Here is a 26,207-nt window from a genome sequence, read left to right on the forward strand (position 1 = left end):
GCCACCTGAGATCTGGTTATCATTGCTGTCACCGCGAAGGATATCGGAAGAAGTGGAGCCCTCAATAGACTCGATAGAGGTATAGGCAGTATCTGAAAGGTTGACCGTCACCCCTGACGTGGCGTTGGCGGCCGATACCGTATCGTTACCCTCGCCACCGTCAACGACCGCATTATCTCCTTCAAAGACAAAGGTATCGTCGCCCGCGCCCCCGTATAGAGAGTCAGAGCCTTCGCCACCGATCAGCGTGTCATTACCCTCCAGGCCATAAAGTGTATCGTTGCCCTGCACTCCGCTGATTCGGTTGTCTTCAGTGTTACCGGTTAACGTATCATTGTGGCGATTGCCCTCTATCGCCTCGATATCTGCATTTTCATCAAGGGTAAACGATACGCCAGACTCGTTCTGAGTCATGACAGCTGTATCAAAACCGTCCCCGCCCACGAGTGTGTCATTTCCATCTGTGAAAAGGCGGTCGTCACCATCACCACCGTAAAGGGTATCTTCGCCCTCATCCCCAGACAGAATATCGTTACCTTCACCGCCGTATAACGTATCGTTGCCACCAAAACCAGAAAGGCTATCGTTACCCGCTCCGCCACGAAGAATATTTGCACCTTCGTTACCACGGACTTGGTCATCTCCTCCGCCAGCAGTCGCGTTTTCTACATCTTCACCAGTTTCAAGAACAACACTCTCATCCAGAGCAAAAACAACGGTATCGATACCCTCACCACCTGAGAAAGAATCGTTGTAGTCAACAACCAGGGTGTCATTGCCATCGCCGCCTTCAAGTTGGTCAGCACCTGCCCCGCCGTCCAGATAATCGTTACCGAGTCCGCCGCTGAGCTCATCGTCTCCCTCACCACCTTTCAGCGTGTCATCTCCACCTAGACCAAGGAGCTTATTATTAGTTGCATCACCCGTGATAGTGTCTTTACCTGCACCACCGATAGCGTCCTCTACTCCGGTGCCTTGAAGAGAGATATTTGCATCTTCTGCTGCAGTGTAAATAACGGTATCAGTGCCGTCCCCGCCTTCCCAAGTATCCTGACTGTCAACATAGAGTTGGTCGTCGCCAGCGCCACCAATCAGATGATCTTTACCTGACTCCACATCATCTCCATCCCGGTGCCCAACAAGAATATCGTTGCCAGCTCCGCCGCGTAATGTATCGTCACCTTTGTTACCAAAAATTCGGTTATTGTTGTCATCACCCGTCAGATCATCATCACCACCGCCGCCCCCAAGGTTTTCTGCTCCTGTACCAGCGAGGGAGTATGTTAAATTATCGTTCTCGGCGTAAATGACACTATCGGTCCCTTCTCCAGCATCAATGGTGTCAGCTTTATCGAAGTAAATGGTATCGTCACCTGCACCACCTTTTAAGGTGTCAGCACCCTGCCCCCCTGTAAGGATGTCGTTCCCCCCCTCGCCCGAGAGGACATCATTACCATCAGACCCCTGTAAGTCATTCGCTTGCTCATCTCCTGTGAGCACGTCATTGCCCAAACCACCGGAGGCTTTTTCAAAGCCTCTGTTTCCAAGATTGAACGTGAAGTTTTCGCTGCCAATATAGTTCAGCGTATCTACGCCGTCCCCGCCACTGAACTCAATATCATCAGAGTCAATAACGATGGTGTCGTTACCCGCACCACCGTGGAGCTTATCTGCACCCGCCCCACCAGACAGGAAATCATTGCCACCCGAACCTGTCAGTTCATCATCGCCCTCACCGCCGTAGACAATGTTGCCATTTCCACTGGTTACAATCTTGTCGGCACTGTCTGTCCCGTTAAACTGCTCAATACTGTTGTAATTACTCGATTCGCCGAGGTTTATGTCAACACCATTTGCATCAACAAAATTGACGGTGTCATAACCATCTCCGCCATCAATCTGGTCACTGACATCAGCATTGAACGTATCTTTTCCGCCCAAGCCAGACATTTTGTCGGATTGGTCGCTTCCCGTAATAACGTCATCGCCTTGCCCACCGATAGCCCACTCGATGTTGGTACCTTGCAATGAAAGATTGGCGTTTCCGGTGCCACCGTACTCGACGGTATCAGTGCCCGCACCCCCCTGATAAGTATCATCATTGTCAACAAGCAAACGGTCGTTACCTGCGCCGCCGATAAGCTTATTTTTACCCTCACCACCGATGAGTGAGTGGTTCATATTACCTGCGATAAGGGTATCGTCGCCCGCACCTCCGTGAAGGTAGCCTCCCGGGGTATATTCAATTTCTTTCCCGTCGACAATAATTGTGGTCGGAACCTCGCCCGTAATACTATCAATGCCATAGATCGTATCACTGCCGTCACCACCAATTGCGCGCTCTACACCTGTGCCTTGGATCCTGATTTCACCGCCATCATCACCCTGATAAACGACTGTATCAACACCATCACCGCCAGAGAACGTATCATCACTATCAATGTAAAGAGTATCTTGACCACCGCCACCGGACAGAGTGTCGGTACCTTCATTTCCATAAAGGTCATTGGAGTTATCATCGCCAGTGATCGTGTCGTTACCACTTCCTCCCCGTACGATTTCAATGCTCTCATCCCCTTGCAGAGTAATGTTGGCATTGTCGGTTCCTTGATAGACCAAGGTGTCAATACCATCGCCACCATCAAAGGTATCGTCCGCATCAATATGCAAGGTGTCATTGCCATCCCCACCCTTGAGGGTGTCACTGCCTGCGTTTCCATAAAGTACATCTTTACCTGCGCCGCCCTCGAGGGTGTCGTTACCGGCGCCACCATATAAAGTATCAGCGAAGTCTCCACCTGTGAGTTCATCAGCCCCCGCGCCTCCATTGAGCACGTTTGTTGACTCTTTGTTGCCTTTCAGGATGTCATCACCGGCACCACCATTGGCTATTTCAACGCCTGTTCCTGTCAAATCAATAGTTATGCTGTCACTGCCGCTGTATTGGACAGAATCCAAGCCATCGCCCCCTTCAAAACTGTCTGCAGCACTGTCGATAACAAAAGCATCATTACCTGCACCACCAATCAGGGTATCGTCACCCTCACCGCCATCCAGTTTCATGCCACTGTCATCAGCTCTGAGCGTATCATCTGACGACGTACCTACGATTGTTTCCACACCCTTTATAGCGTCAGAGCGTGCATCAACATTCACCCCTTCAGAACCAGTAAAATAGAGTGTATCCTTACCCTCCCCACCGTCGAGTTCAAGATCGTCACTGTCTGCGTATAAACTGTCATCGCCGCCATTTCCGAACAACTTATCAGCACCAGAACCACCGTACAGTTGATCACTGCCCTCCCCGCCAGTCAGCACATCATTGCCAGCCCCTCCTGAGAGCAGGCGGCCGCCATCATCTGCTGTCAGAGCATCACTGCCCTCGTTGCCAAATACTTGTTCGATGTTCTTAATATGAGATTCATTAAGATCAATGGTAACGTCGCCAGTCTCCGAAAACCTCAGCTTATCCGCATCACCTTCTCCACCGTCAATCAATATATCTTCGCTGTCAGCCACGATGAGGTCGTTACCACCGCCGGCAGAAATAGAGTCAGCGCCAGCACCACCATTAATGCGATCATCTCCGCCGCCGCCTTGTATCTGGTCATCGCCACCAAAACCTAATATTTCGACGCTTGAATCTTTACCCGCAACAATGACATCGTCGAGATTGGATGCTTTGACGCTGTAGAGACCGTCAGAGGCCATATTGAGATTAGCTGCGACGTTTGCGTCGTAATCGCGATGAATGAGACCGTATTGATCCTTCTTGTCGTACACACCGTCTGCTACATAGCGAAGACTGTTCGTGTAAAAAGCGGCATCAATTGCATCCAAACCGAAGGCAGCTTTTCCCGTTGCCATGTTGAGTCCATAAATTTTGGTGGTTTGGTATATTTGGACATCATTTATCTTTGTGTCAGATGCGGGCAAGTTAGAGTATTTGGCGAAGGTAAGTGGGTACCTTTGCCCGCCCATAGAATAATGAGACAGTGAAACAACCTCGTTAGATTGGGAAACACCATCAAGATTTGCGTCCTGCCAGATATAAAAAGAGGCATAAAGTCCATCACCATGGTCGAGGAAACCATTTTTGTTTCCGTTAAGTGTGGGCCTTTGAGAATTTGAGTAATGGTCAAAAAAGGCGAGCCCGCCTAAAGCAGTATCCTTAGTTTGCTGTGTATACGCTGCAAAATTAATCTCATTAGTACCGTCAACAATACCGTTCCCATTTTGGTCGAAAAACAGCATCGCTGTTCCTTGACCCATCCATGCAGTTTGGGTCGCAAAACCATCACCGTTCCAATCAAAGTTGACCTTTGCATCCTGAATACTAAGAAGGTTGATACCTTTGCCAGTCAAATCCACCAATACACCGGCCGCAACATTTTGAACACTCATATTCTCTCCCCCATTCATTCCTGTCGCACCTTCACTCTCCTTGTGAGAAAAGGGCTATATTTTTGAGCCACAGCGGTTATTTAACTGTGACAGCCTCATCTAAATGCCTAGCAATCGTGCTCGTGAAGAAACTCAAAACATCTCTGCTTCCCGTCTTAATCTCAGCCGTTAAAGACATACCCGGTTCCAGGGTTCTTGACTTACCATCTGCAAGCAGAGCTTTCTCCTGAACCGACACAGTTGCCTTGTAAACGGGTCCAAGAGACTCATGCTCAATTGCATCCGAGCTAATGTTGACTAACTTGCCCGTCAGCTTGCCGTACCGGGTGAAGTTAAACGCGTCAAGCTTCAGCGCCACATCCTGCCCGGTCTCTAAAAATCCAATATCTTTGTTTTGAACAAGAACTTCGGCATACAACGGCTCGTTCTGGGGCACTATCACCATCAACACTTCACCTTGATTGACGAAAGCCCCCTTGTCTCTGTGCAGCACTTGCTGAACAACGCCACTTGCTGACGCTCTAACCAAATGCTGGCTTTTTTCTAATTCCAGTGCGCCTAAATCACTGCTGTAGCTGTGGAGCATGCTCTCTGCTTCATTGATTTGATTAACAATTTGCGTGCGAAAAGACTGTTCGTAAGCGGATATCTGCGCCTGTACAGACTCTATCTCGACGCTTGCAGATTTCATCATCGCCTCACTGGAGTTAACCTGATGGAGTGCGTTGATCTCTGTTTTCCTCACTTCGTACAAGGCATCTGCTGTCGCGAGTTTCTTTTTGGTAAGAGACTGAATACTTTTGCGTTGTTTTCGGATAATTGGCAGGATGGACTTAGAACTTTCCCACTGAGACTGGTAGGCGTAATAATCTTCTTCCGCCTTTAAGAGCCTCTTGCGCAGTTCGTAGGTTTTCGATGCGTAGTGATTCAGCTCTGCTGTGAGCACGTGCCCCTGAGAACTGAAAAGATTAGGGTGTTCTGTCTTAAGTCGTTCAGAGACTGATGCGTTGTATTCTGCTAATGCTTCGTAAGGTCGGTTGAGAAACCCAAGCTGAGCCTTTAGTCGGTTTAACTCTATTGCCACGCTTTCCAGCGCTACATTGGTCTGCTTCAGTCGGACATCTATATTGGACTGATCCAAGACAACAAGTACGTCCCTTTCTCTGACAACGTCACCTTCTTGCACGCCTATTTTGACAATTTTGTTGGCAAGAACCGGTTGAACCGGGCGCCCTTTTCCGCTCAAGACCAATTGGCCCCGGGATACAGAAACAATGTCAATTTCTGAAAAGTGCGCCCATGAAACAGCACCAACGACAAGGAAAACCACTGCCCATACAATCACGCGACCAACAGGTGATGGTGGCGTCTGTTCGACTTCCTGTACAGCGGGTAAAAAACCAGTATCGATTTTCTCGTCGTCTGAGAAAATGCCCATTATGCTGTTCTCCCTTCCTGCAAATCATGAAGGCGTGAGTAATGCCCTTTTCGACGCAGCAGCATTTCCCAGTGGCCTTGTTCCACAACACGACCGTGATCAACAACAATGACACGATCGCTACATCTGACTGTAGATAAGCGATGAGCAATGATGATCACGGTGCGGTTTTGACAGATTGCCTGCATGTTCTGCTGGATAATTGCCTCTGATTCATAATCCAGCGCGCTCGTTGCTTCATCAAAAATAAGAATACGTGGATCGCCGAGAAGCGCTCTGGCTATGCCTACTCGCTGCCTTTGTCCTCCGGACAGCAAACAGCCGTGCTCACCCACAATGGTGTTGTAACCGTCTTGTAGATCACCGATGAAATCATGAACGCCAGAGAGCTTGGCAACCTCTAGAATGTCTTCATTACTCGCTCCCGGATGAGCCAGCGCAATGTTGTCTCTGATAGAACGATTGAACAGATTCGTCTCTTGCTGAACAACGCCGATTTGATGACGTAACGCTGACGGTGAGATCGAATTGATAGAGACGCCATCTACCTTTATCTGCCCTGACTGGATGTGATAAAAGCTCTGAAGTAACTTCGCCAGTGTGCTTTTCCCCGACCCCGAGCGCCCAACCACACCGATAATTTCGCCGGGTTTGATATGTAGATCGAGATCGTTAATTGTCGGCGGGGCATCAGGGGAATAACTGAATCTGACTTTCTCAAAGCTAACCTCACCCCGGATGCGCTTGATATTGGTGTATGTCTTTTTCTTGTTCACTTCTGTTGGCACGTTCAGGATGTCGCCGAGCCGCTTGACTGATAGCCGAACTTGTTGAAATTGGTGCCAAAGCTGAACAATTCGCAAAATAGGTGCATTGACCTGACCTGCGAACATATTAAATGCGATTAACTCACCAACGGTAAGCTGTCCGGTAATGACCAATCGAGCACCCACCCAAAGTAGGAGCAACATAGTGACTTTACTTATCCACTGAGACACTTGCTGAGCACCATTACCCAGCATCTGGGTTCGGAAGGAACTGGTAACAAACCCAGCTAGCTGCTCATCCCATCGCCTTTCCATTTGTCCTTCAATCGCCTGTGACTTGATGGTTTCGATACCGGATATCGATTCAACAAGGAACGCCTGATTTTCAGCACCACGTTTGAACTGAATGTCGAGTCGACGACGTAAAACGGGCGTGATTATGAGAGAGAGAAGGATGTACGGTACTAATGAACCCAGCACAATGTAGGTGAGCACTGGGCTGTATAAATACATAACAATGAAGAAGATCAGAGTAAAAAATAGATCAATACAAAGAGTCAGAGTCGACCCGGTAAGAAACTCTCGAATATTTTTTAGCTCATGCACACGAGCGACGGTCGTACCGACCTGACGACAGAGAAAATAGGCCATTGGCAAGCCCATGAGATGCTGATAGAGCCTCGCGCCAAGACTCACATCCAGTCGTTGTGCAGTGTGACTAAGCTGATAATTTCGCAGCCAGGACAACAACACATCGAACGTGACTACGGCCAGCATCCCAATAGCCAGTACATCAAGCGTCGTCAGGCTATGATGAGTTAATACTTTATCTACGACGACCTGAAAGAATATGGGCGTCACCAAAGCCAACAGTTGGATAAAAAATGATGCGAGCACAATCTCAAATAGCAGTTTTTTGTAGCGTGAAAATGCTGTGAGGAACCACTTCATCGTGAATTTGTTTTCCTCAGAAAGTAATGCGTGACGACGGGTAAACATCACCACATCACCACGAATCTGAGGAACCAAATCATCAAATGGTATTATTTCTGGACAAGACGCTGAAGGATCTTGAATAAGACAGCGATAGTCTTCTGACTTGGAAAGGAATACACGTATATCGCCTGACTTTGTATAGAAAATAAAAGGTGATGGTACTTTAATGAACTGCAGTTTATTTTTGAAAAACTTAGACTTTGCCTTCAAACCAATAGATTTGGCCGCCCGAACAAGCTGTGTTTTTTCGTCATGCATTTCATCTGAGAAATAACGTTTGCTAACTTCTTCGATTGAAAAAGATACCTCAAGCACACTCGCGACCAGCTTGAGTGCTTGCAAACTAACATCCATAGTTCCGTTTTCCCTTAACCAGTCACCTAACCCACAAACCTCCGAAAGGGAGTTTATTTTTATCGTGCTTTAACTTGTTTACTGACGTTTAAATAGCTCGTTTATATATTTAGTATTTTATTATTTATTAGTAATTTTCATATTCCCTTATACGATATAAAATCTATCCTGATGCATAGTGTTTTATATATAACTTTAATCACTATGAACTAAAACCTAATCTATTTGTCATACTTTAACCAATCTAATAGATATTATAGATTTTAATTCTCAAATAAGAGATAAAATATCATATTTAAAATTAAAAAGACCTAATACAGAGAAGTTTTAAACATCAAGATTGAGAATCAAACCATTGATAAATGTAGCTTTAAATTAATTAAAAAAAATGACAAATTTAATTTATCGTTATTTTTAAGATGAAAAAAATTAAACTTAAGTATTATGAAATAGTTTCTAGTTAAGAGTTGCCGTTAGTAAAAATACTTAAATCATCAATCTAATTAATTTTTAACGGCAATTGATAAAAATAATTTTAATTTAAAAAACAAGGAATATTAGATGTGTAAATCGATAAGATGTCTATATTAATTGGCAAAACATTGACCAGATGAAAAAATAACTTACATCAAGTATAAAGTTAACCATGCAAGTGATAGTTTAATAATATAAATTAAAAAAACTGAGTTTAATCATCTTTAATGTAATCACCTTTCTCTGTTTCGTTCTAATCAATCTGTTAATAGATGATTACGATGTTGAATAGAATTGAATCAACCTCCATTGTTGGTAAATACATTCAAAATTTAAATTTATCTAGACAGCTGATTTTGTCTTTACCGTTACATTTAATCCGCCTAAGACTTTAAATGAGGGTAAAGCCTTTCATTGGCTCATTTCTTTATTGGTAAATATGACTGAGTAGAAAAAGAAATAGAGCATTTAACACTCAAGCTAAAAATAATAAAAAAGCCTCTAAGGGAGGCTTTTTTTAGGAGTTATTCTTACTCTCTTTTAGCTTTGTAAAAAATCTGTTTAACCTCAACGACAATACAGGAAAAACTTACGATTTAATCGCTATCCCACAAACATCACTGATTGCTTTGAGTTGTTCGTCATTGTGAAGTGATAAGCTCCAGCTGACGCTTCCACCATTAGCAATGAGCATTTTTGCTCCGCTCAAAAGCGATATATCGTCTACTTGTGCTCGTAATGTCATCCGACTCTGTTCAAGTTTAACCATAACTTCATGAGCAGTGACAATGAGTTTTCCACCGGGTATATCAACGACCAATTTTTTCTCTCTTATCCTTCAGAACGGCCATCGTCAATCTGCTGGTACAAATAAGCCGCCCTCTCTCGTCTGAAATTTCAATCATCCACACCTGTGTAGTCGCACCAATATGAGCGGGTTTGGCACAGCCAATCACCAGACCGGAACGAATCGCACGAACGTGATTGGCATTAATATCCAGTCCAACGCAATAGTACCCCTCATCAGCAGCTTTGTTGGCTGCCACTGAGCCCAGAGTTTCTGCCAGTACAACAGATGACCCTCCGTGAAGAATACCCAAAGGCTGATGTGTTCTGTGATCGACTGGCATGGTACCCGATATACTGTTGTCATCAAAGTCAGTAAAGCGTATGCCAATATGTTCGACAATAGTGTTGACAGATGATTCATTCAGCGACTTCAATGATATTTCTTTCTTCCAAATGGCCAATGATTTTCTCCCTGTATAAAAAACACACTTCAATACATTAACGGTAAACTCTCTCGCATAGCAATGCTAAGCTAGCTACTAACGTTCGATGAAGGATGGATTCTATGAAACGACGTCAGATTATGACTATGGCAGTTGTCGGCATGATGTGTCTGATGACTGCCTGTGCAACCTCACCTACAGGCCGAAAGCAGTTTATCATTACGGACAGCCGACAAATGGCTGCCATGGGATTACAAGCCTTTGATGAATTGAAGAAAAAAGAAAAAATTAGCACAGACAAAAAAACAATCGCCTACGTCAACTGTGTCACCAACGCGCTACTTCGGGTTGTGCCACCACAGCCAGAGTTTAAAGAATGGGAAGTGGTGGTGTTCGACAGTAAGCAGGTCAACGCATTCGCGCTACCCGGCGGCAAAATTGGCGTATACACAGGCCTGCTCGATGTCGCAACAACTCAGGATCAACTGGCTGCGGTGATTGGACACGAAATCGGTCATGTCCTTGCAAATCATGGTGCAGAAAGGGTTTCTCAGTCAATTGCCAGTAACTCTGCCTTGCAAATTGCCAGCGTGTCTCTTGACGGCGAGTACAAAGCACAAATTCTTTCTGGATTAGGACTTGGCCTCAAGTTTGGCGTGATGCTTCCCTTCAGTCGAGCTCACGAAACAGAATCTGATTTGATTGGTCTGAAAATTATGAATGAGGCTGGTTTTAAGCCCTCCCAGAGCGTGAGGCTGTGGCAAAATATGGCAAAGGCTTCAAAGGGTGCGCCACCGGAGTTGTTGTCCACTCACCCATCCAGCTCGACGAGGATCAATGATCTCCGCTCAGCGATGACGACATTGACGTCAGCAAAATACGACGCTCCTAAATGTCGCCGCTAGGGGGAAACACGACGCGTGATTGCAGGTTCAAGCATTGCCTTTCACTCTGCTATAAAGTAGGGCTTCTGTCGTCACATTAGTCACCATAATGCCAACATGCGTGACAATGCCGCGCATGTTGACCAGCGGTCGAAAGGTGACGTTTTGAAACATGGGTTTCTTGTTACCTGTAAGTGGCAACACGTTGCGGCTTTTGAACAAATATGGCCTGTCCTGCCACACTGAAAATACTGCTTGCTTGTGGTTAAAAGCGGAGTGAAGTTTTTCACGTAACCACATTTCTTCAATTTCAGGAAAAACATCAAACAATGACTGTCCCTTGACATCGCTTGCCATCTTACCTGTGTGGTGAACCATGAATCCATTCCATATGTCGATATCAAAGTGTTGATCGATAACCACTAAACCCAGATCTATATGCTGCAAAATATCCAGCATGCGGTTCATGTCGTCAAACTCATCTTCAGTTGACATTATATTTCCTCATCATCAAGTAAATATGCCAGTTTATTGTCGAGCACCGATATCGAGTCATCTTGTAATACAAGTAGTATGACACCCTGACTGGATGAGCTATCCAGTGTAAATGTAAACTCAAAAACCAGTTTTGGAGCTGGCATGTCGTTATCCTTTTCAGACGATGTAAGCAATAAGTGCTCATGCAAAAGTGTTGGTGGAGCAAGCACAAACTTAAGTCCCATTTGCTTACCGAAGGCGCCAAGAAATGCTGCGTTTAGTCGATTTGCTAGCTCGCGAAACAGCTCCTGTTGAGTGTTATTCTCTATACCCGCAACACCAAGCAGCTCAAGACAATCGCTCTCATTAATCTCATCCATGACCAGCAACACCTCACCAGCAATGAGCTCCCCACCAAAATCCTGAACCAAAATAACTGTTTCCTCGGACACCAGCTCCGTTATCATCGCCAGCTCGCTGGATCTGAGTACACCCACTCTGACATCAAGGGTGTCCATGTTAGTAATATTAATTTCATCCCTCAGTGCTTCAGCTGCCGTTTCATAGGTAGAGAGTGATTCAACGGATTGCAAGAGGGCGTCAGCCTCTCTGTCCAGCCAGGCCGCCTGCTTTGCCTCATTAGTCAGCACGAGCGCCGCCAAATGCAGCCGCATTGCGCCGGTATCGATTGGCTTTGCCAACGTACCCACTGTCCCTCTCACCAGTGACCCACCGTCAGCCTCAGATTGCGGGTCGACACTCATTAATGTCAGAGGAGTCGTTACCTCATACTTCTGCAAAAGCGTCAGCACACTCTCGATGCCATCAGCATCAAACAGCGTGTCTAAAAAGATCAGATCGAATGTCTTTTCCATCACCGCTGAGGTTAGTGCTTCAACGTTTTTGACATGGCAAACTTCAGCGGTTTCTATCTGGCTGATCGTTTTGTTGAGCTGTCTCGATGACAATGTTGAGGAGTCGGCAACAAGAACCTGCAGAGCCAAATGACATTCTCCTTTAAGTGCTTTTTTGATGCTAAAAACAACAAAATCAATATATTAAGATGAATAGTAAGCATAGCGGGTAAATGAGGTTTTAGCCTTATGACTCGGAAACAGAGGGAATATTGAGTGGTTCCGAGAAATATCTATATCTAATTCGTACACCCGATGAAAAAGATGACCGCAGGCAAAGCTGATATATAACGTTAGCATAGAAAAGGGTAATAAAAGACCGTTAATCAACAAAATAGCCCAGCTTGCATACAGGACAAACCGGGCTATTCATCGAAAACACTAAAAGGATGTCAACGCGTTATAAAGTTGCAATTTCAATGTCACTTTTCGGCACGCAACAGCAGGTCAATATAAAGCCATCTTCTCTCTCACCCGGCATTAGACCCGGCAAATTTGGTTGTTCTACGTCCCCTGAGATCAACTTTACCTTACAGGTTCCACAAACTCCGGCTCGACAATTGTTGGGTAGATAGACACCCGCCTCCTCAGCCTGCTTCAGAATAAATGCCTGATTATTCCCTCTTATATATTCGCCGTTAACATTTATATTTACAGTCAACAGCTCATCATCAGTTTTCACATCAGGTGGCGTGAAAAATTCTTGATATAACTGGTCGTCTGGAACACCTGCCTCTCTCAGTTGTTCGATAGCAGAATCCATGAAACCCTGCGGCCCACAAACAAAGACTTGTCTTTTCAGAAGTTCAGGAATGAGCGAAAAATGATCCTGATTCAAACGTCCAGAAGGACCTTGCCAACCGGCAGATGGTGCAGTTAGACATATGATGATGTTGAGCTCAGGATGTTGTTCGGCGAATTGTTTCAACTCATCGTGGAACGGGATATCCTGTTCGCTCCGACATTGATGATAAAAAACAATGTCTTCTACTGTATTCAGGTCTGCCAGTGTTCTTAATATGGACATCATTGGCGTCACGCCGCTCCCAGCAGAGAGAAGGAGTAATGATGATCGTTCGTTCTCTTCATCACTAAGGAAAAAATCACCTGCAGGCTGCAACGCCTTTAATTGACTGCCAACTTCAAAATGGTCATGAAGCCAGTTAGACACCAGACCTCCCTCCACCCGCTTTACTGAAATAGAGAGACGCTCGGGACGTGTTGGACTCGATGATAGAGTATATCGACGTTTGACGTGTTCGCCGTTGATCATGAGTTCAATCGGCAAATGTTGACCTGCACGGTATGTGGGCAAAACACCGTTGGTTTGTTCAAACCAGAAGGTCATAAAGTCGTTCGCTACTGGCTGTTTTTCGACGCATTGCAAATGCATTTTTGGCGTTGATGTATCTTTATATACCTCTGGCGTGCGATATTCGAGGATCTCTATTTCGTCATCAGCATGTATTTGACCATCGTTGAGGGCGACGATGTTCACACCAAAGTTAACATTACCCTCGTCGTCAGTGCGAAACTGACTCAGTGTCGTAATGGGTTCACCCTCAGCATGATAGGTGCCAGACTTAACGTCTAACGTTGTGAACACACAGCGACTACAAGGACAGCTCACTGCAAACATAACGTCGCCAATTCGAATTTTTGCCCAACTATCTTCAGCAAAAGGTAACGTGTTTTTCACCACCAGATTCGTACGAAATTGCGACATAACGTTGTGTCGAGGCGATCTGTCATTTAGTGCCTCTAATGATGCTTCTGAGATCAGCAATAATGGAAATGCATCGGCAAAGCTCACTGTCATATCGGCTTTACTGCCGAAGCGGGGGCTCTCCTCGCCTGTATAGAGCAACTTTACCTGTTTACCGAGTAGATGACTCAACCAACCGTCTGCCATTGCACTGGTTGTGAACGCCTCGAATTCATCATCCCACACATGAGTCTGGAAAGGCTTCATTGAAAAGCTGGCATATTTAAGGGTCAGAGGAGACATCGATGAATGACTGAGCTGCACGCCGTCAGGAAGAAGTGATAAAGAAATTTGAGGGATCTCGGGAGAGGTTCGGCCAGTGACCATTTTTCCTTTCGTATCGCAAATCATAAAACGTCGGTCAAAAGTGAGCCCTGTGCTTTCAACCATTGATGATGGAAGACTGATGCCCCCTGCAGATTTGATTGGATAGATGAAAATTTCTGATAAGACTGCCTGCGCCACAAAATACTCCTTTTTTGTTTTAGTTTTTGTTTTAAGGTCCCTATTTATAACGCTTTCAGAGAGTTAGGGATTCTCAGGTCAATGACTGAGTATCTAGCCGTTACTCGATAGAGGGACGTTGACGTATTTCAGCACACAATATGCTTAATGTCAGTGTTATAAAAAGGGTTAAAGGTGAACTCAACCCAAATAATAGCCTGATCATTCTCCCCACAGGCCCGTTTTTGTCAGGTAGGAATAAAGTTATCCTTGTCTTGCCTTGCCTTGCCTTGCATAGATACAAAGCCTTGTTTGACTGAAGAAGATGGTAGTAAATACAGAGGACACCAATCAGCGTCGCGTTATCCTCTACGCCCGAATCTATGGTTTTTGGGAGAGCTTTAAAGCGGGTAACTTATACATCAGCCTTGCCACAAAATACGCTCTTGAGTATTTTCAGTCGCTAACTTTGCGTTAAACCATTAGAACGTGGTTAATCATCCAACGACCAATTCAGGATTTCCCATTGCGTATCTTTTGCGTATTCTCTCAGCTTGGGACAGGGATTAACCAAGTAAACGAAGTCTGCGTTGAGACACGAAGGTAAGTCGTTAATCGAATCAGTAAAAAAGTGGATGGAATCGAACGTCTTATTCTGAGCAGCAATCCAAGATTTCAATCGAGTGACTTTGCCTTCTTTGTAGCTGGGCACTCCCCGGACTTTACTGGTATAGCAGCCATTAGATTTTTCCAGATCTACTCCCAACGCGACAGGAATGCCAAGTCTCTTTCCAACGCCTTCCACAATAAATGATGAGGATGCGGATATGATCAACATCTCTTTACCTTGCGCACGGAGTGTCTCGATGAGCGTTCGTGCCTGCGGGTAAACCGTTGAGAGAATTTTAGACTCAACGCACTCGTCAACAAGCTCAGCAATTTTCTCAACAGGGATAGAGAGAAGAGGGGCAATTGCAAAAGAGAGGTACTCATTAAGATCCTGATCACCACTGGCGTACTGATCCATCAGCCGCTTATCTTCTTCAAGAAAATCTGGGGAGGTCACAAGTCCTTTTTCGACAATAAACTGGTTCCATAGTACCGAACTATCGGCATGTATTAATGTTTCATCAAGATCGAAAACATAAAGTGGTCGAGTCATTCTTTCATTTATCCATCTAACCTGTATGTGGAAAAATTATCAAAAAAAAAGTAACTTTTATTACAATGACAGCTGATATGAATGGCTATTATCGATGTTAATTACTACTTATCTACACATACTATCTATACAAATAAACGAAATAGTACCAGTCCTTTTTTATCTATCGTTTAACCTCTCTGGCACAGTTTTTTTCGTTGTAGGGTATTGCAGCGTTTTTCCCCGCAATTTTAACATAAGAAAAATGCGCGTTTTCTGTAGCAGCATTCATTGCATATACGTCGTCCAAATCAATATCAATGCTCATGCCAGGCTGCCTGAGAACTAAAAACTCTCGATTCTCGCCCATGATATCAATTAATCTTATTTCGTTAGCAAAACCACGAACTTCTTCACCATTTTTTAGTAATACATCTATTTCTAAATAATGCTGGCACGAAATCTCAAAGTATTTATATGCATCTCTGCTAATCATTGCCTATTCCCCTCGCCTACTGATTGTATAATCCAATTACACTGATTAGATGTCAGAGACATCTCTTATCCAGACACAGATTAGACTATTTGAACTTATTTACTCCGTATAAAAGTTAATAAAGATGTCTATTAGCTGGCCTATGTTTCTTAAATAAAGTGCTAAACAGATAATGAATACCAATATTTCATCTCCGCAACAGACTAAGGGAAAAGGATATCAGCATCCTTGAGGAGTATGGCAGCACGACCAGGGGGTCAAGAGAGGCAACTGTTACATTCGGATACAGTTTGACAACACCTCCCCTATAATCTTCTTGACACTCCTTAACAGAGGCAATTATTCTAGCGTACACATGTTCGCTGGAATTCAAAAAATAGTATGGATAGTCATCATAAAGAACAACCTAAGATTCTATGGCTGAACGTTGGCGTCTTTGCGCTTACCTTCGCTGTAGCAATAATTGGTACTCCACTATGGGCCTGGCACCATGGTTTCGATCTCAGCCAGATAGCAATGTTGCTTGCGGCGTTTACCTTCACAGGTATGTCAATTACCGCTGGCTATCACAGGCTATGGTCGCACAAGTCTTATGAAGCTAACGTTGTCCTTAAAGTGATATTTGCATTGGGGGGTGCGTTTGCAATACAAAACAGCATCTTACACTGGTCATCAGACCATAGAATTCATCATCGACATGTGGACGACAACGATAATGACCCCTATTCGGCGCAGCGGGGCTTTTGGTTTTCTCACATCGGTTGGATGCTAAGGGACTATCAGAATGAAAAGTACAACGATTACTCAAACTGTCGTGACCTTCAAAAAGACAAGGTCGTGATGTGGCAACACAAGTACTATCTTCTGTTAGTTTTGCTCACTAACTTTGGCATACCTCTTGTTTTTGGGGTGATACATGGCGATGTCTGGGGTGCATTAATACTTATTGGTTTTACCCGCTTGGTGCTGAATCATCACTGTACTTTCTTTATTAATTCTCTTGCCCACATTTGGGGTAGTCAACCTTACACAGACAAAAACAGCGCAAGAGATAATGGATTACTCGCTCTGTTCACTTTTGGTGAGGGCTACCATAATTTCCACCATATTTTTGAAAATGACTATCGAAATGGAATACATTGGTGGCAATTCGATCCAACAAAATGGTTAATTAAGCTTGGCTCTTGGGTAGGCCTTACAACTCGCTTGAGAGTGACACCTGAAGAGCGTATCGAAAAAGCAAAAGCGAAAATGCTTCTCGTAAAACTACAAAAAAGACTTAGCGTAACGCCTGAAAATCAAAGACGCCTGCAGTTAATCCAGATCGAATATGATGCCTTGCTGGCAAGAATGGCCGATTACTACAACATGAAAAAACGCTTTTTTGACTTAAGAAAACGTAAACTATTGAAGAAGTATGAGAAAGCAGATCTTCTACAACAACTCAATAAAATGAAGGCTGAACTCCAGCAGCAACGAAAAACGTGGTACTCCTTGGCAGCCAGTTACTCCTATTGAATAACTACCCCAACGCACCCGTGAGGCGAGATAGTAATATGAAGTTTTATCTCGCCTCTAACGTAAACATGATGACCATCTCATTGCTCGTTGAAGACTAAAATTATTATCTAGAGTCACAGGCGTAAAAACGAACTTCCACTCATCAATCACCTCAATCGGATGACAAAACGTCTAATCACGTAGTGTACTCATTGCCTTTTTACGGTTAAACAGAGTTTATATCAATCAAATTCAATTCAATCTGATCCAAAAATTGCTGATAGCGGTAACTATGATTGGAACATGTAAGTTCCTGTCGACTGTTCACCCGGAGCCTGCTTGCAGGTATCGCACGATAGTAGGTCGTTCTCTAACCAGCCATAACGAACTGCTGTGTGGTCCGGGTGCTTTTTCTGTTAGATAGCGTCTACGCACTGCCGCAATGACATCAATTAATGATGCTCTCGACACCTGTTTTTTCCCTCCTTTCCAAATGGCTTTTCTTCATTCAAGGTGGACACGTCTCAGCAATTTTTGTTTCATTACATCAAAATCGCTATGTATTGTTCCGAGTCAAATAAATCATAAAAAATTGTAGATTAAGCTTAGATACGACTTCTATTATAGAATTAAAATTTCATGTTTATAACTACTGGAGTAAATATTTTTATTTTATAACTAATTATTATTTATGTGTCTTTGATAAAAATAATTTATATCATAGCATGGCATAAGGAACTCACCTAAGTTATATTCTTAACACTTCTTCTCTTGAATTTAAAACAAATATATTAGAATTTTCACTGTATCTTTTGGGGGCAATTACATTAATGAGTTGAGGTTGAGGGTATGATATTTAGAAAATTCGACAGCGCTTTTTTTGCATTTTCATTTTTAATTTTAATTCTCATATCAGGAACAGTTCAATCTAATGCTGATGTCCGAGTCATTGGTGGTAAAGATGCTGATAAAGAAAAGTATCCATTTATTGCTCATTTGAGCACCCCTGAATATAGTAGTGAGCCATTTTGTGGCGCGACATATATTGGAGGAAAAAAAGTTTTGACCGCAGCACACTGTGTGGTGGCAGCAGACTATGACGATACATTCCTAGAAGTATTAATGATTACAATTGGTGACTATGACGTTACTAAAAAGGAGACTGAGAAACAATTTTCAGTAGAACGCATAGTTATTCACCCGGGGTACGATAGCCAAACATTAGCAAATGACATTGCTATTATTTTCCTAGAAAAAGAACCGGTAGGCATTGACGAAGCTTCACTGCCTAAGATGAACATGAAAAATGTCTTTAACTCAAAGACAGTATTAACGGTAGCGGGTTGGGGAGTCACTGACGAAGGCAATGTATCGGATATATTACAAGAAGTCGACGTAAACTTTGTGTCTGATAAGTTGTGCCGTACATCATACGAAGACTATCTAATGACCGGAAAAACGATCTGTGCAGGCGATATTATCTGGGGAGGAATAGATGCATGTCAGGGAGATAGCGGTGGCCCTCTCTTCTATACAGATTTAGACGGAACTTTAGTCCAAACGGGCATCGTAAGTTGGGGCATAGGCTGTGCCTTAGCGGAGTATCCGGGGGTATATGCAAATACGGGCGCACACCTGAGCTTTATTGAAAGCCCTGATAAATTTTTAGACGGCCAAATCACATTCGTCAGTGACGATACGAAATCACCTAACGTACCGTTAGGATTAGTAAAATATCCAATCACACTTCAAAACACATCTGATTCGGTAGCCAACGTGACAAGTCTTTATATTGATGACGGCCAATTGCTCACTAATCCATGTAAGCAAGCTCTTGAACCGAATCAATCCTGTACGATCGACACTACGTTGCAGGTAAAAACTGGTAGAACAATCTATGAAGCGACTGCATATACAGAAACTGCCTCTGCGCCATCTTACTTACCCATAGACATTACTGGTATTGGAAAGGACAATGTTGACAACGAAGATTTTGCAAGCCTGAAGTTACCTTCAGTGATCGTACCTCTAGGTAAAAACCCATGGTCTATCAGCGATGGTCAAATGAAAGCTGTGCCTTCGGCTGGGGATGGATATTCGATGACTATGCTTGATAAATTCCCCAAAGGGACGTTAAGTTTCACTGCTAAAAATAATACTGCATTCGCTGGTCTATTTATATACGTAAACCAAAAAGAGGTAATCTCATATTTCACTGGTGAGAAAAATATAAATTTGAAACTTGATCAAGAAAGTAACTTTGTTGAGTTTTACTATGAAGGCCTTCCAGCTAACGAAAATTTTGGTGAGACTGTAGCGGTGAGAGATATGAAGTTCAAAGCGGGTAATATAGGTTTGCTTTCTTTTGTTATATTGATTTTTTTCGCCTACAACCGAAAAATTAGAAATTTATAAATTATACTATTTGTTTAAATGGCCCATTTACATGGGCCATTTACTTGAACTAAAAAAATTTTTACTCTTTTATTTCGGTCTTCACCAAGGAATTTCCGGTCGCCAAAATATATTATTGCGTTAAAGAGGCTGTTTTAATGCCTTCAATGCGTCTTTTTAAACTGCTACATTTTATATAATCATTCTTGCTAAACCATATTAAAGCATCGGCAATAGCGACATCCAAAGGTGTTTGAGGTAAGCCAAGTTCGTTTACCGCCTTACTGCAATCAGCTGTTAGTCCGAGCTTCGCAATATGAATAGAAGTGGGTGTAAATAGCGGGTCTTTCCGACTGATCCATTGGCTGTAAGAAAGTGTGAAGTATGAAGAGATACTGACAAGAGCAAAAGGAACAGGAATGATAATTTTCTTGACGCCAAGAACTTCTGAAACTGTCTCAGCGAGCTGACGGATCGAGAGGTTTTTGTGGCCAAGAAGATAACTTTCACCACTGACACCTTTTTCAAGAGCCAATACATGACCTAATGCGATATCACGGACATCTGCGAAATTCACCGCAGAATCAAGTGATGTGATTATTGGCATGGTTGCACAGGTAAGAATGAATCGACCAGTAGGCGTCGGAGAAATATCGCCGGGCCCCAGTGGTCCAGTCGGCGCACATATCACAACATCCTGCCCATCATTAGCTGCCTTCACAGCAATCTCGTGTCCAGCTGCTTTTGATATAGGGTAAGGGTCTCCCGTTATTCCGAGTGCGAACGGGCTTTTTTCTGTCGCATCAATCCCCGAACCCTGACCGCCAAAACGAGCAATGGAGCTAGTATACACAACTCTTTTAATGTCTAGTTCCTTTGCTAATTCAAGAACATTCCGAGTGCCTTGGACATTGACTTTGTCCATCAATAATGGGTCTGGAAGCCAGAGTTTATATATGGCAGCAAGATGGATCACATAGTCGCAATCTTCCATTGCCAACTTAAGTGATGCCCTGTCGGTAATATCTGCTGCAACTGTTTCAACTGGCAGTCCTTGCAGATTCGCAAGGTTTTCGTTTGGCAAGTGCATAGCCTTGACTTGGTAACTGTGTTTGAGCAACTGGCGAACGACGTGCCCACCTATAAATCCTGCAGAGCCTGTAACCAAAACTTTCATGTCGTGAGTCCCTTTGGTATGTGATGGATACTGCTTGTTTATATGCAACAAAGCACTTATATAAATTCACATACGAAATGGTATGTCAAATTTATTACACCTCATGATGTGCGGATCGCAGCCATATTATGGAACCCTTTTATACACCAAAGCACAAAAATCATGGAGGCAAGGAGTTATCTGCGTTACCAAAAGTAGTCTTGTTGTTACTGTAATTTGACGCCTTTTTGCACACTGACTGACGGCTCCTGAAGGACTCTGGGATACCTTGGATTAATAGAGGTCAATATTTATGGATAAAACCTGAAGGCAAAAAATATGGAAGAGAACAAGCTTCGCTCCGCAGCTATTTATGATGCTGCTGGAGGTAACTTAGCGGGTAGAAACAGTGCTTGTTTGCTCTCTGATGAGAATCACTTCAAACCAGAGCTAGCGATGAAAACACAGCCCACAGTACCAGAAAGTGCAGAAGTTAACTTAATCGTTAACTTTTCGCATCTCTTTGCTAGAGACGTAGAAAGAGAAGACTATCTCAAGATTAAACGGAATAGTCTGAGAGGTGCGCTGTTAACCCAATATGAACGGGACAGATTAGTGACTTACGAGTCAAAAATTGCAACGTATGAACTCGATCTGGCGTTGCTCATACTGCCGAGTGATGAAAGAGAAAAGTACCTTTCAGAGAGTACAGAGCTTTTACACTTTGAAGATAGTGAACGCTTTGAATACGGGGAGGAGTTAACGTCTAATTCACCTCGATTCAATCAAGTCATGATTGAACGTTTCAGTTTGGCTCAACTCCAACGTCTCAAAGAGTTGAATGAGAGCATCAAAGCAACAGAAGAAAACGCTTTGCGATCTCTCAGAGAGCGAGCTCTGTGCGACCCGCAACTCTACGGTAGGTTACTTAATACCGCGTGTAAATAAGAATACACACCCAGACATTATTAAAACTGGTGCCATGGGTGTGAATTTTCTTATGGTATTTATTCTACTGCTCTGTCCTATAGTTTCTTTAAAATCACACCCGTCTTGCCTCTAAATTCCTCCCAAAGCTGACTGATAGTCCAGATTTGAATTCACAACTTAAAACCATTATTTTTCCTACAAAAAAATAATTACACAGATACTTTCTAAAGGTATTGTGTATACAGCATGAGAAAATATCTTTTCATATAGGAAGCTGGATTATTTAAATAACTCAGCAGGTAATATACAAATACATAGACGTTAAAAAATGAATATTTTCAATATGACTAATATTTATATCAAGAAGAATGTTAAAAAACTAAATCTATCTGTAGATATTTTTTACCCGTATATTAATGCATTCATTTTTATATAACCACCGGATTTAAAAATGAATGCATTAATATTACTAAGCTGTCGTGTTTCATTACCCACCAACTCCACCTGTATAGCGCATGTGACAAATATGAGAACAAATAAAATGATATGACAGCCTATGATCCAGCAAGTAACGTAAATCGTTTAATTCTTGCCACGGCCGGATGACAGGATTTTTAACCAGGTAAGAGGTGGTACAGAACCTGTCAACCTTAGCGCCGTTGGCACTCTTAAAGCGACTTTGTGTTCACGCTTTGAGTGCAATCATATTCCTGATAGTAGCAGCATTCTTAACGCACTATTTCAGTCACTGCCGTTCTTAAAATCGTCGGACAGCTTATCGTCATACCCTTTCGGCGGTGGCATCCATTCGCGTTCAGCGAAGTTATGACGGTCTGCCCTGTCCCTTCTCATCGCTTCCTTAATCGCTTCCTCAAGTTGCACAAACATCTCACTGTAGTGGAGACCAAGTGGGTCAGCTTCCTCTTTTGTCTGCCACTTCTCGTAAAGGATATGAGAGCCCTCATCCTCAATTCGTCGAAAAGTCTCTTTTTTCTGTTCGACGATAAACGGATGAAAACCGAGCTGTCGCATTGCTTCGGACCCCATTTCAAGAGCTGAGTGATAAGTCTCCGAAATAATAAAATCGGCACCAGCCTGCTGAAAGACATATCCTTCAGTTCTATCAAATGCACGAGTAAGTATTTTGATATCAGGATAGTGCTTTTTCACGTATTCAATCAGCATCAAGCTGTTCTCATGGTTATCCATGGCATTGATAACGAGAGATGCCTGCTCAATACCCGCAGTATGCAATAGCTCAGGACGAGTCGCATCACCAAAGAATGCCTTGATTTTAACCTCTCTCAAACTAGTAATTTGAGTGATTTCAGCATCAAGTACCACGGTTTTAATGTTATTTGCCACCAGCAGCCGGTTAACAATCTGACCGAAACGCCCACCACCCGCGATAACAACTGGCCCCCACTCATCAACCTTATCCGGCTCACGGAAACTGTCGTTACATACCCTTTCAAAATGTGGGAGTGCAATCCGCTCAAAGACAATAAATAAAAGCGGGGTAAGGAACATGGAGAAAGCGACTACCAGCGAGAGTACTTGCGCCAAAGGTTGAGTAAGGACTGAGTTTTGCACTGAGAAGCTCAGTAATACAAAACCGAACTCTCCAGCCTGCGCAAGACTCAGTGAAAAAAGCCAACGGTTCGAAAATTCAATTTTAAAAATAAATGTGAGCAGTAAAAGCACCAATGCCTTCAGCAGTATTACTCCAAACGTCAGTAAAGCGACCAGACCGAACTCTTGCGACAACACCGTAAAGTCGACGCCGCAACCGACAGTAATAAAAAAAAGTCCCAAAAGTAGCCCTTTGAAGGGCTCAATACTCGACTCGAGTTCGTGTCTGAACTCACTATTGGCAAGCACAACACCCGCGAGAAACGTTCCCAGTGCTGGTGATAGTCCAACGAGGCTCATTAATGCGGCGATACCAATCACAAGCATCAACGCCGTAGCAGTAAATACTTCACGAAGTTTAGAGGCAGCCACAAAGCTAAACAGGGGACGACTAAGATAATGACCACCGACCACAACAACAGCAATTGAACCCGCAATGATAAGAGCCATCATCCAGCCAGGTTTTCCCTCAACTAAGGACATTGTACCGTGATGTGCATCGGCAGCACTCTCGGCGACTGAAACCAGTTCTGGTATGGCAAGCAAAGGGATAATAGCCAGCATGGGGATAACAGCAATATCCTGAACCAGCAACACCGAAAAGGCGCTCCGCCCGCCTTCAGTATTGGTCAGCGATTTTTCATGGAAAGATTGAAGAACAATAGCCGTTGATGACAGGGAAAAGATAAAACCGACAGTAAGGGCGATGGTCCACTGCAAATCAAACAACATAGCAATAGCGGTAACTGGAATAATAGTCAGGGCAAGCTGGAGGCCTCCCAATCCAATTAACCTTCGGCGCATGTTCCAAAGCACTGCAGGATCGAGTTCTAGTCCCACTAAGAAAAGCATCATTACAACACCAAATTCAGCAAAATGCTGAATTGTCTGTGTCTCGGTACCAACTAGGCCCGTTACTGGCCCAATCAATAAGCCTGCGACTAAGTAGCCAAGGACAGATCCAAGCCCTAGCTTTTTAGCAATGGGAACCGTGAAAACTGCAGCCGCGAGAAAAAGAAATGCATAGAGAAAATACAAGGTCATAGTGTTCTCCCCATGATCAATTCATCCAGCTTATTGTTGAGCTTGTCGTAATCGCGACTCTTGGTGATATCAAACCGTCTCTCAATGAGCGCGTTGACCAAATCAATGTAGTTTGTGGTATGACTGTTCAGTCGGCCTTCATCTCTAGCAGAGCGGGAGCCGAATAATGCGAAAGGAGGCACATAGGTCATACCAATCAAATTTGCAGTTTGCTCGATCGGGCGCAGCAACTCTCGCACAGTGAAATGATTCATCCCCTGCTTACAGTAGGCTTCTTCCCTCCCCCCAGCTGTTATGGCACAGAGGAGAATTTTCCCATGCAGCGCAATACCACCTTCACCGTAGGCAAAGCCATATTCGAGTACCAAATCCATCCATTCTTTCAGTATTGATGGTGTGGAATACCAAAACAGAGGAAACTGAAAAATCACAACGTCATGATCAAGTAATCGCCTTTGCTCTCTCTCTATATCAATGTGGTAGGTAGGATACTCCGCGTAGAGATCAACAACGGTAACATTTGAAAGAGTGGCGGCAGCGCGATATAGGGGATAATTCGCTTCTGACCGCCCTTGTGAAGGATGAGCAAAAAGAATCAATACCTTACGATTTGTGTTTGTCATACTTTCCCTGTCAATAATCACTCGCGATGAAGTGATATGTGTTTATTTACTCCCGGTTAGCAATACCCGAATACTCAGCACAAGCAATAGTGACCCCATCACTCGGTCTACCCAATGTGATATTGCTTTAAACCGCTTTTGTATAACTGGGTTGGACAACACCAGCGTCACTGTCGAGAACCAGAGTAATTGAACAATCATCATCCATACCCCTAGTAAAAATATCTGATAGCCGGGCATTTGTGGGCTGAGCACCAAGGTGAAAAGAGAGACAAAGTACAGCGGCGCTTTTGGGTTAATGGCATTACACACAAAACCCATCGCAATGAGGCGAGCGCCTGACTGTTTTTTCACTGACTTATTTTCTACTTTACTGTTCGAGGGCTTACTCATGAGGCCACGAATACCAAGATATGCCAAGAATCCCACAGCAAGATATTTCATCCATTCCAGTATGCTACTGTTTTCACTAACAATAGCCGCTAACCCAAACGAAGAGTACAAAATATGAACAGAGAGACCAAGCGCAATACCGAGACTGACCAACAATCCTGCCCGACGGCCTTGTGAAATTGACTGTTGAGTAACCATAACAAAATCGGGTCCCGGTGAAGCCGCTGCCAATAAGTGAACGACTGTCACAGTGAAAAAGGCATAAAGAAATTCCATTAATGACTCCTGTTACATAACACTGACTAAACCAACACGTTAACCTTTCAGTCACACCTCAGCAATAGCAAAGTTACCTGATATCATCACTTTAGCTATCTCGTAAATAAGTGCTGTTCCATGAAATACCTCAAATGAATCTCAATTTAATGGCTCTATTCACACCTACCGAACAGTGAAACCCCATTAACAAGTTGAATTCACTCGCACTTTTTACTAATTGACAACCTGAACATTTATGAGTGCAAAATGAATATTCGCTCATTAAGTGACACCGTTACTCACTTAGTGAGAACAGTAAAATAGACATAAACAATATAAAAAAATGTAAAAGTAGACATAAAACCATTGTTTCTTTGACTAGTAATAAATCGGGCTTGAATCATGTCCTTCTGACAATTTCCCAACTCACTCATCGTCTCTGCACCTTTACTCGCCAACCAATGTTTTTTTAGCCTTTCAAAATCAAATTT

20 protein-coding genes are annotated in these 26,207 nt (G+C 43.6%); 5 read left to right on the plus strand and 15 right to left on the minus strand.

What is annotated here, in order from left to right; all coding sequences use genetic code 11:
- The 5 genes from A8L45_RS13565 to A8L45_RS13585 all read right to left on the minus strand — a co-directional run.
- On the minus strand, positions 1-4,404 hold a 4,404-nt coding region (locus A8L45_RS13565), incomplete at its 3' end, for a beta strand repeat-containing protein (protein ID WP_175401985.1).
- Between the two features lie 76 nt (positions 4,405-4,480).
- Complete coding sequence (locus tag A8L45_RS13570; protein ID WP_068903165.1) at positions 4,481-5,842, minus strand: HlyD family type I secretion periplasmic adaptor subunit; 1,362 nt, start codon at positions 5,840-5,842, stop codon at positions 4,481-4,483.
- The gene (locus tag A8L45_RS13575) at positions 5,842-7,959 is read right to left on the minus strand and encodes a type I secretion system permease/ATPase (RefSeq protein WP_068903167.1); all 2,118 of its coding nucleotides are present in this window, start codon (positions 7,957-7,959) and stop codon (positions 5,842-5,844) included. Before A8L45_RS13575 ends, A8L45_RS13570 begins: the two co-directional genes overlap by 1 nt.
- Before the next feature lie 1,063 nt (positions 7,960-9,022).
- Positions 9,023-9,253, minus strand: coding sequence for a DUF3389 family protein (locus A8L45_RS13580; RefSeq protein WP_068903169.1), 231 nt, complete (start codon positions 9,251-9,253; stop codon positions 9,023-9,025).
- On the minus strand, positions 9,243-9,683 hold the full coding sequence (locus tag A8L45_RS13585) for a hotdog fold thioesterase (RefSeq protein WP_068903170.1): 441 nt from the start codon (positions 9,681-9,683) through the stop codon (positions 9,243-9,245). Before A8L45_RS13585 ends, A8L45_RS13580 begins: the two co-directional genes overlap by 11 nt.
- Before the next feature lie 104 nt (positions 9,684-9,787).
- Between A8L45_RS13585 and A8L45_RS13590 the strand changes: the two genes are divergently transcribed.
- The gene (locus A8L45_RS13590; protein ID WP_068903172.1) at positions 9,788-10,570 is read left to right on the plus strand and encodes a M48 family metallopeptidase; all 783 of its coding nucleotides are present in this window, start codon (positions 9,788-9,790) and stop codon (positions 10,568-10,570) included.
- Positions 10,571-10,597: 27 nt separating this feature from the next.
- Here the strand turns inward: A8L45_RS13590 and A8L45_RS13595 are convergent, their stop codons facing one another.
- From A8L45_RS13595 to A8L45_RS13605, 3 genes are all read right to left on the minus strand, one after another.
- Positions 10,598-11,044: a PAS domain-containing protein gene (locus A8L45_RS13595; RefSeq protein ID WP_068903174.1), complete on the minus strand. Its 447-nt coding sequence runs from the start codon at positions 11,042-11,044 to the stop codon at positions 10,598-10,600.
- Entirely contained in the window at positions 11,044-12,030 is a 987-nt protein-coding gene (locus A8L45_RS13600) for a response regulator (protein ID WP_068903175.1), read from the minus strand. Before A8L45_RS13600 ends, A8L45_RS13595 begins: the two co-directional genes overlap by 1 nt.
- 310 nt (positions 12,031-12,340) lie before the next feature.
- On the minus strand, positions 12,341-14,170 hold the full coding sequence (locus A8L45_RS13605) for a hybrid-cluster NAD(P)-dependent oxidoreductase (RefSeq protein ID WP_068903177.1): 1,830 nt from the start codon (positions 14,168-14,170) through the stop codon (positions 12,341-12,343).
- 304 nt (positions 14,171-14,474) lie between these two features.
- Here A8L45_RS13605 and A8L45_RS24600 point away from each other — a divergent pair, with 304 nt between their 5' ends.
- Positions 14,475-14,627, plus strand: coding sequence for a hypothetical protein (locus A8L45_RS24600; protein ID WP_175401986.1), 153 nt, complete (start codon positions 14,475-14,477; stop codon positions 14,625-14,627).
- A gap of 15 nt (positions 14,628-14,642) precedes the next feature.
- Here the strand turns inward: A8L45_RS24600 and A8L45_RS13610 are convergent, their stop codons facing one another.
- Together A8L45_RS13610 and A8L45_RS13615 are read right to left on the minus strand one after the other, a co-directional pair.
- Positions 14,643-15,311, minus strand: coding sequence for an HAD family hydrolase (locus A8L45_RS13610; RefSeq protein ID WP_068903179.1), 669 nt, complete (start codon positions 15,309-15,311; stop codon positions 14,643-14,645).
- 163 nt (positions 15,312-15,474) lie between these two features.
- Positions 15,475-15,786 carry a Rho-binding antiterminator gene (locus tag A8L45_RS13615; RefSeq protein ID WP_068903181.1) on the minus strand — a complete coding sequence of 104 codons (312 nt, stop codon included), beginning with the start codon at positions 15,784-15,786 and terminating at the stop codon, positions 15,475-15,477.
- Between the two features lie 381 nt (positions 15,787-16,167).
- Between A8L45_RS13615 and A8L45_RS13620 the strand changes: the two genes are divergently transcribed.
- Positions 16,168-17,304: an acyl-CoA desaturase gene (locus A8L45_RS13620; protein WP_068903183.1), complete on the plus strand. Its 1,137-nt coding sequence runs from the start codon at positions 16,168-16,170 to the stop codon at positions 17,302-17,304.
- Between the two features lie 306 nt (positions 17,305-17,610).
- Here A8L45_RS13620 and A8L45_RS24605 read toward each other — a convergent pair whose 3' ends face one another.
- Positions 17,611-17,757, minus strand: a complete 147-nt coding sequence (locus A8L45_RS24605; RefSeq protein WP_175401987.1) for a hypothetical protein — start codon at positions 17,755-17,757, stop codon at positions 17,611-17,613.
- A gap of 378 nt (positions 17,758-18,135) precedes the next feature.
- Here A8L45_RS24605 and A8L45_RS13625 point away from each other — a divergent pair, with 378 nt between their 5' ends.
- A complete protein-coding gene (locus A8L45_RS13625; RefSeq protein WP_068903185.1) occupies positions 18,136-19,701 on the plus strand; it encodes a S1 family serine peptidase in 1,566 nt (521 codons plus the stop codon).
- 112 nt (positions 19,702-19,813) lie between these two features.
- Here the strand turns inward: A8L45_RS13625 and A8L45_RS13630 are convergent, their stop codons facing one another.
- Positions 19,814-20,857 carry an SDR family oxidoreductase gene (locus A8L45_RS13630; RefSeq protein WP_068903187.1) on the minus strand — a complete coding sequence of 348 codons (1,044 nt, stop codon included), beginning with the start codon at positions 20,855-20,857 and terminating at the stop codon, positions 19,814-19,816.
- Between the two features lie 318 nt (positions 20,858-21,175).
- Here A8L45_RS13630 and A8L45_RS13635 point away from each other — a divergent pair, with 318 nt between their 5' ends.
- Positions 21,176-21,784, plus strand: a complete 609-nt coding sequence (locus tag A8L45_RS13635; RefSeq protein WP_068903190.1) for an MPN domain-containing protein — start codon at positions 21,176-21,178, stop codon at positions 21,782-21,784.
- Between the two features lie 723 nt (positions 21,785-22,507).
- Here the strand turns inward: A8L45_RS13635 and A8L45_RS13640 are convergent.
- The 3 genes from A8L45_RS13640 to A8L45_RS13650 are packed head-to-tail and all read right to left on the minus strand — an operon-like array spanning position 22,508 to position 25,734.
- A complete protein-coding gene (locus A8L45_RS13640; RefSeq protein ID WP_068903192.1) occupies positions 22,508-24,442 on the minus strand; it encodes a monovalent cation:proton antiporter-2 (CPA2) family protein in 1,935 nt (644 codons plus the stop codon).
- Positions 24,439-25,065, minus strand: coding sequence for an NAD(P)H-dependent oxidoreductase (locus A8L45_RS13645; protein ID WP_068903195.1), 627 nt, complete (start codon positions 25,063-25,065; stop codon positions 24,439-24,441). The genes A8L45_RS13640 and A8L45_RS13645 overlap by 4 nt, the downstream gene beginning before the upstream one ends.
- Before the next feature lie 42 nt (positions 25,066-25,107).
- Positions 25,108-25,734 (minus strand): LysE family translocator, encoded by a 627-nt coding sequence (locus A8L45_RS13650; RefSeq protein ID WP_068903196.1) that lies wholly within the window; start codon positions 25,732-25,734, stop codon positions 25,108-25,110.
- Positions 25,735-26,207: the final 473 nt, after the last annotated feature.

The organism is Veronia pacifica (assembly GCF_001707825.1).
In the GTDB taxonomy this organism is placed as follows: Bacteria; Pseudomonadota; Gammaproteobacteria; order Enterobacterales; family Vibrionaceae; genus Veronia; species Veronia pacifica.

Bases quoted from the DNA above. Each gene is read 5' to 3' on its own strand.
- A8L45_RS13615 (WP_068903181.1), bottom strand. From the start codon at position 15,786: ATGATTAGCAGAGATGCATATAAATACTTTGAGATTTCGTGCCAGCAT.
- A8L45_RS13645 (WP_068903195.1), bottom strand. From the start codon at position 25,065: ATGACAAACACAAATCGTAAGGTATTGATTCTTTTTGCTCATCCTTCA.
- A8L45_RS13635 (WP_068903190.1), top strand. From the start codon at position 21,176: ATGGAAGAGAACAAGCTTCGCTCCGCAGCTATTTATGATGCTGCTGGA.
- A8L45_RS13625 (WP_068903185.1), top strand. From the start codon at position 18,136: ATGATATTTAGAAAATTCGACAGCGCTTTTTTTGCATTTTCATTTTTA.
- A8L45_RS13575 (WP_068903167.1), bottom strand. From the start codon at position 7,959: ATGGATGTTAGTTTGCAAGCACTCAAGCTGGTCGCGAGTGTGCTTGAG.
- A8L45_RS13650 (WP_068903196.1), bottom strand. From the start codon at position 25,734: ATGGAATTTCTTTATGCCTTTTTCACTGTGACAGTCGTTCACTTATTG.
- A8L45_RS13590 (WP_068903172.1), top strand. From the start codon at position 9,788: ATGAAACGACGTCAGATTATGACTATGGCAGTTGTCGGCATGATGTGT.
- A8L45_RS13610 (WP_068903179.1), bottom strand. From the start codon at position 15,311: ATGACTCGACCACTTTATGTTTTCGATCTTGATGAAACATTAATACAT.
- A8L45_RS13595 (WP_068903174.1), bottom strand. From the start codon at position 11,044: ATGTCAACTGAAGATGAGTTTGACGACATGAACCGCATGCTGGATATT.
- A8L45_RS13640 (WP_068903192.1), bottom strand. From the start codon at position 24,442: ATGACCTTGTATTTTCTCTATGCATTTCTTTTTCTCGCGGCTGCAGTT.
- A8L45_RS13630 (WP_068903187.1), bottom strand. From the start codon at position 20,857: ATGAAAGTTTTGGTTACAGGCTCTGCAGGATTTATAGGTGGGCACGTC.
- A8L45_RS13620 (WP_068903183.1), top strand. From the start codon at position 16,168: ATGGATAGTCATCATAAAGAACAACCTAAGATTCTATGGCTGAACGTT.
- A8L45_RS24600 (WP_175401986.1), top strand. From the start codon at position 14,475: ATGGTAGTAAATACAGAGGACACCAATCAGCGTCGCGTTATCCTCTAC.
- A8L45_RS13570 (WP_068903165.1), bottom strand. From the start codon at position 5,842: ATGGGCATTTTCTCAGACGACGAGAAAATCGATACTGGTTTTTTACCC.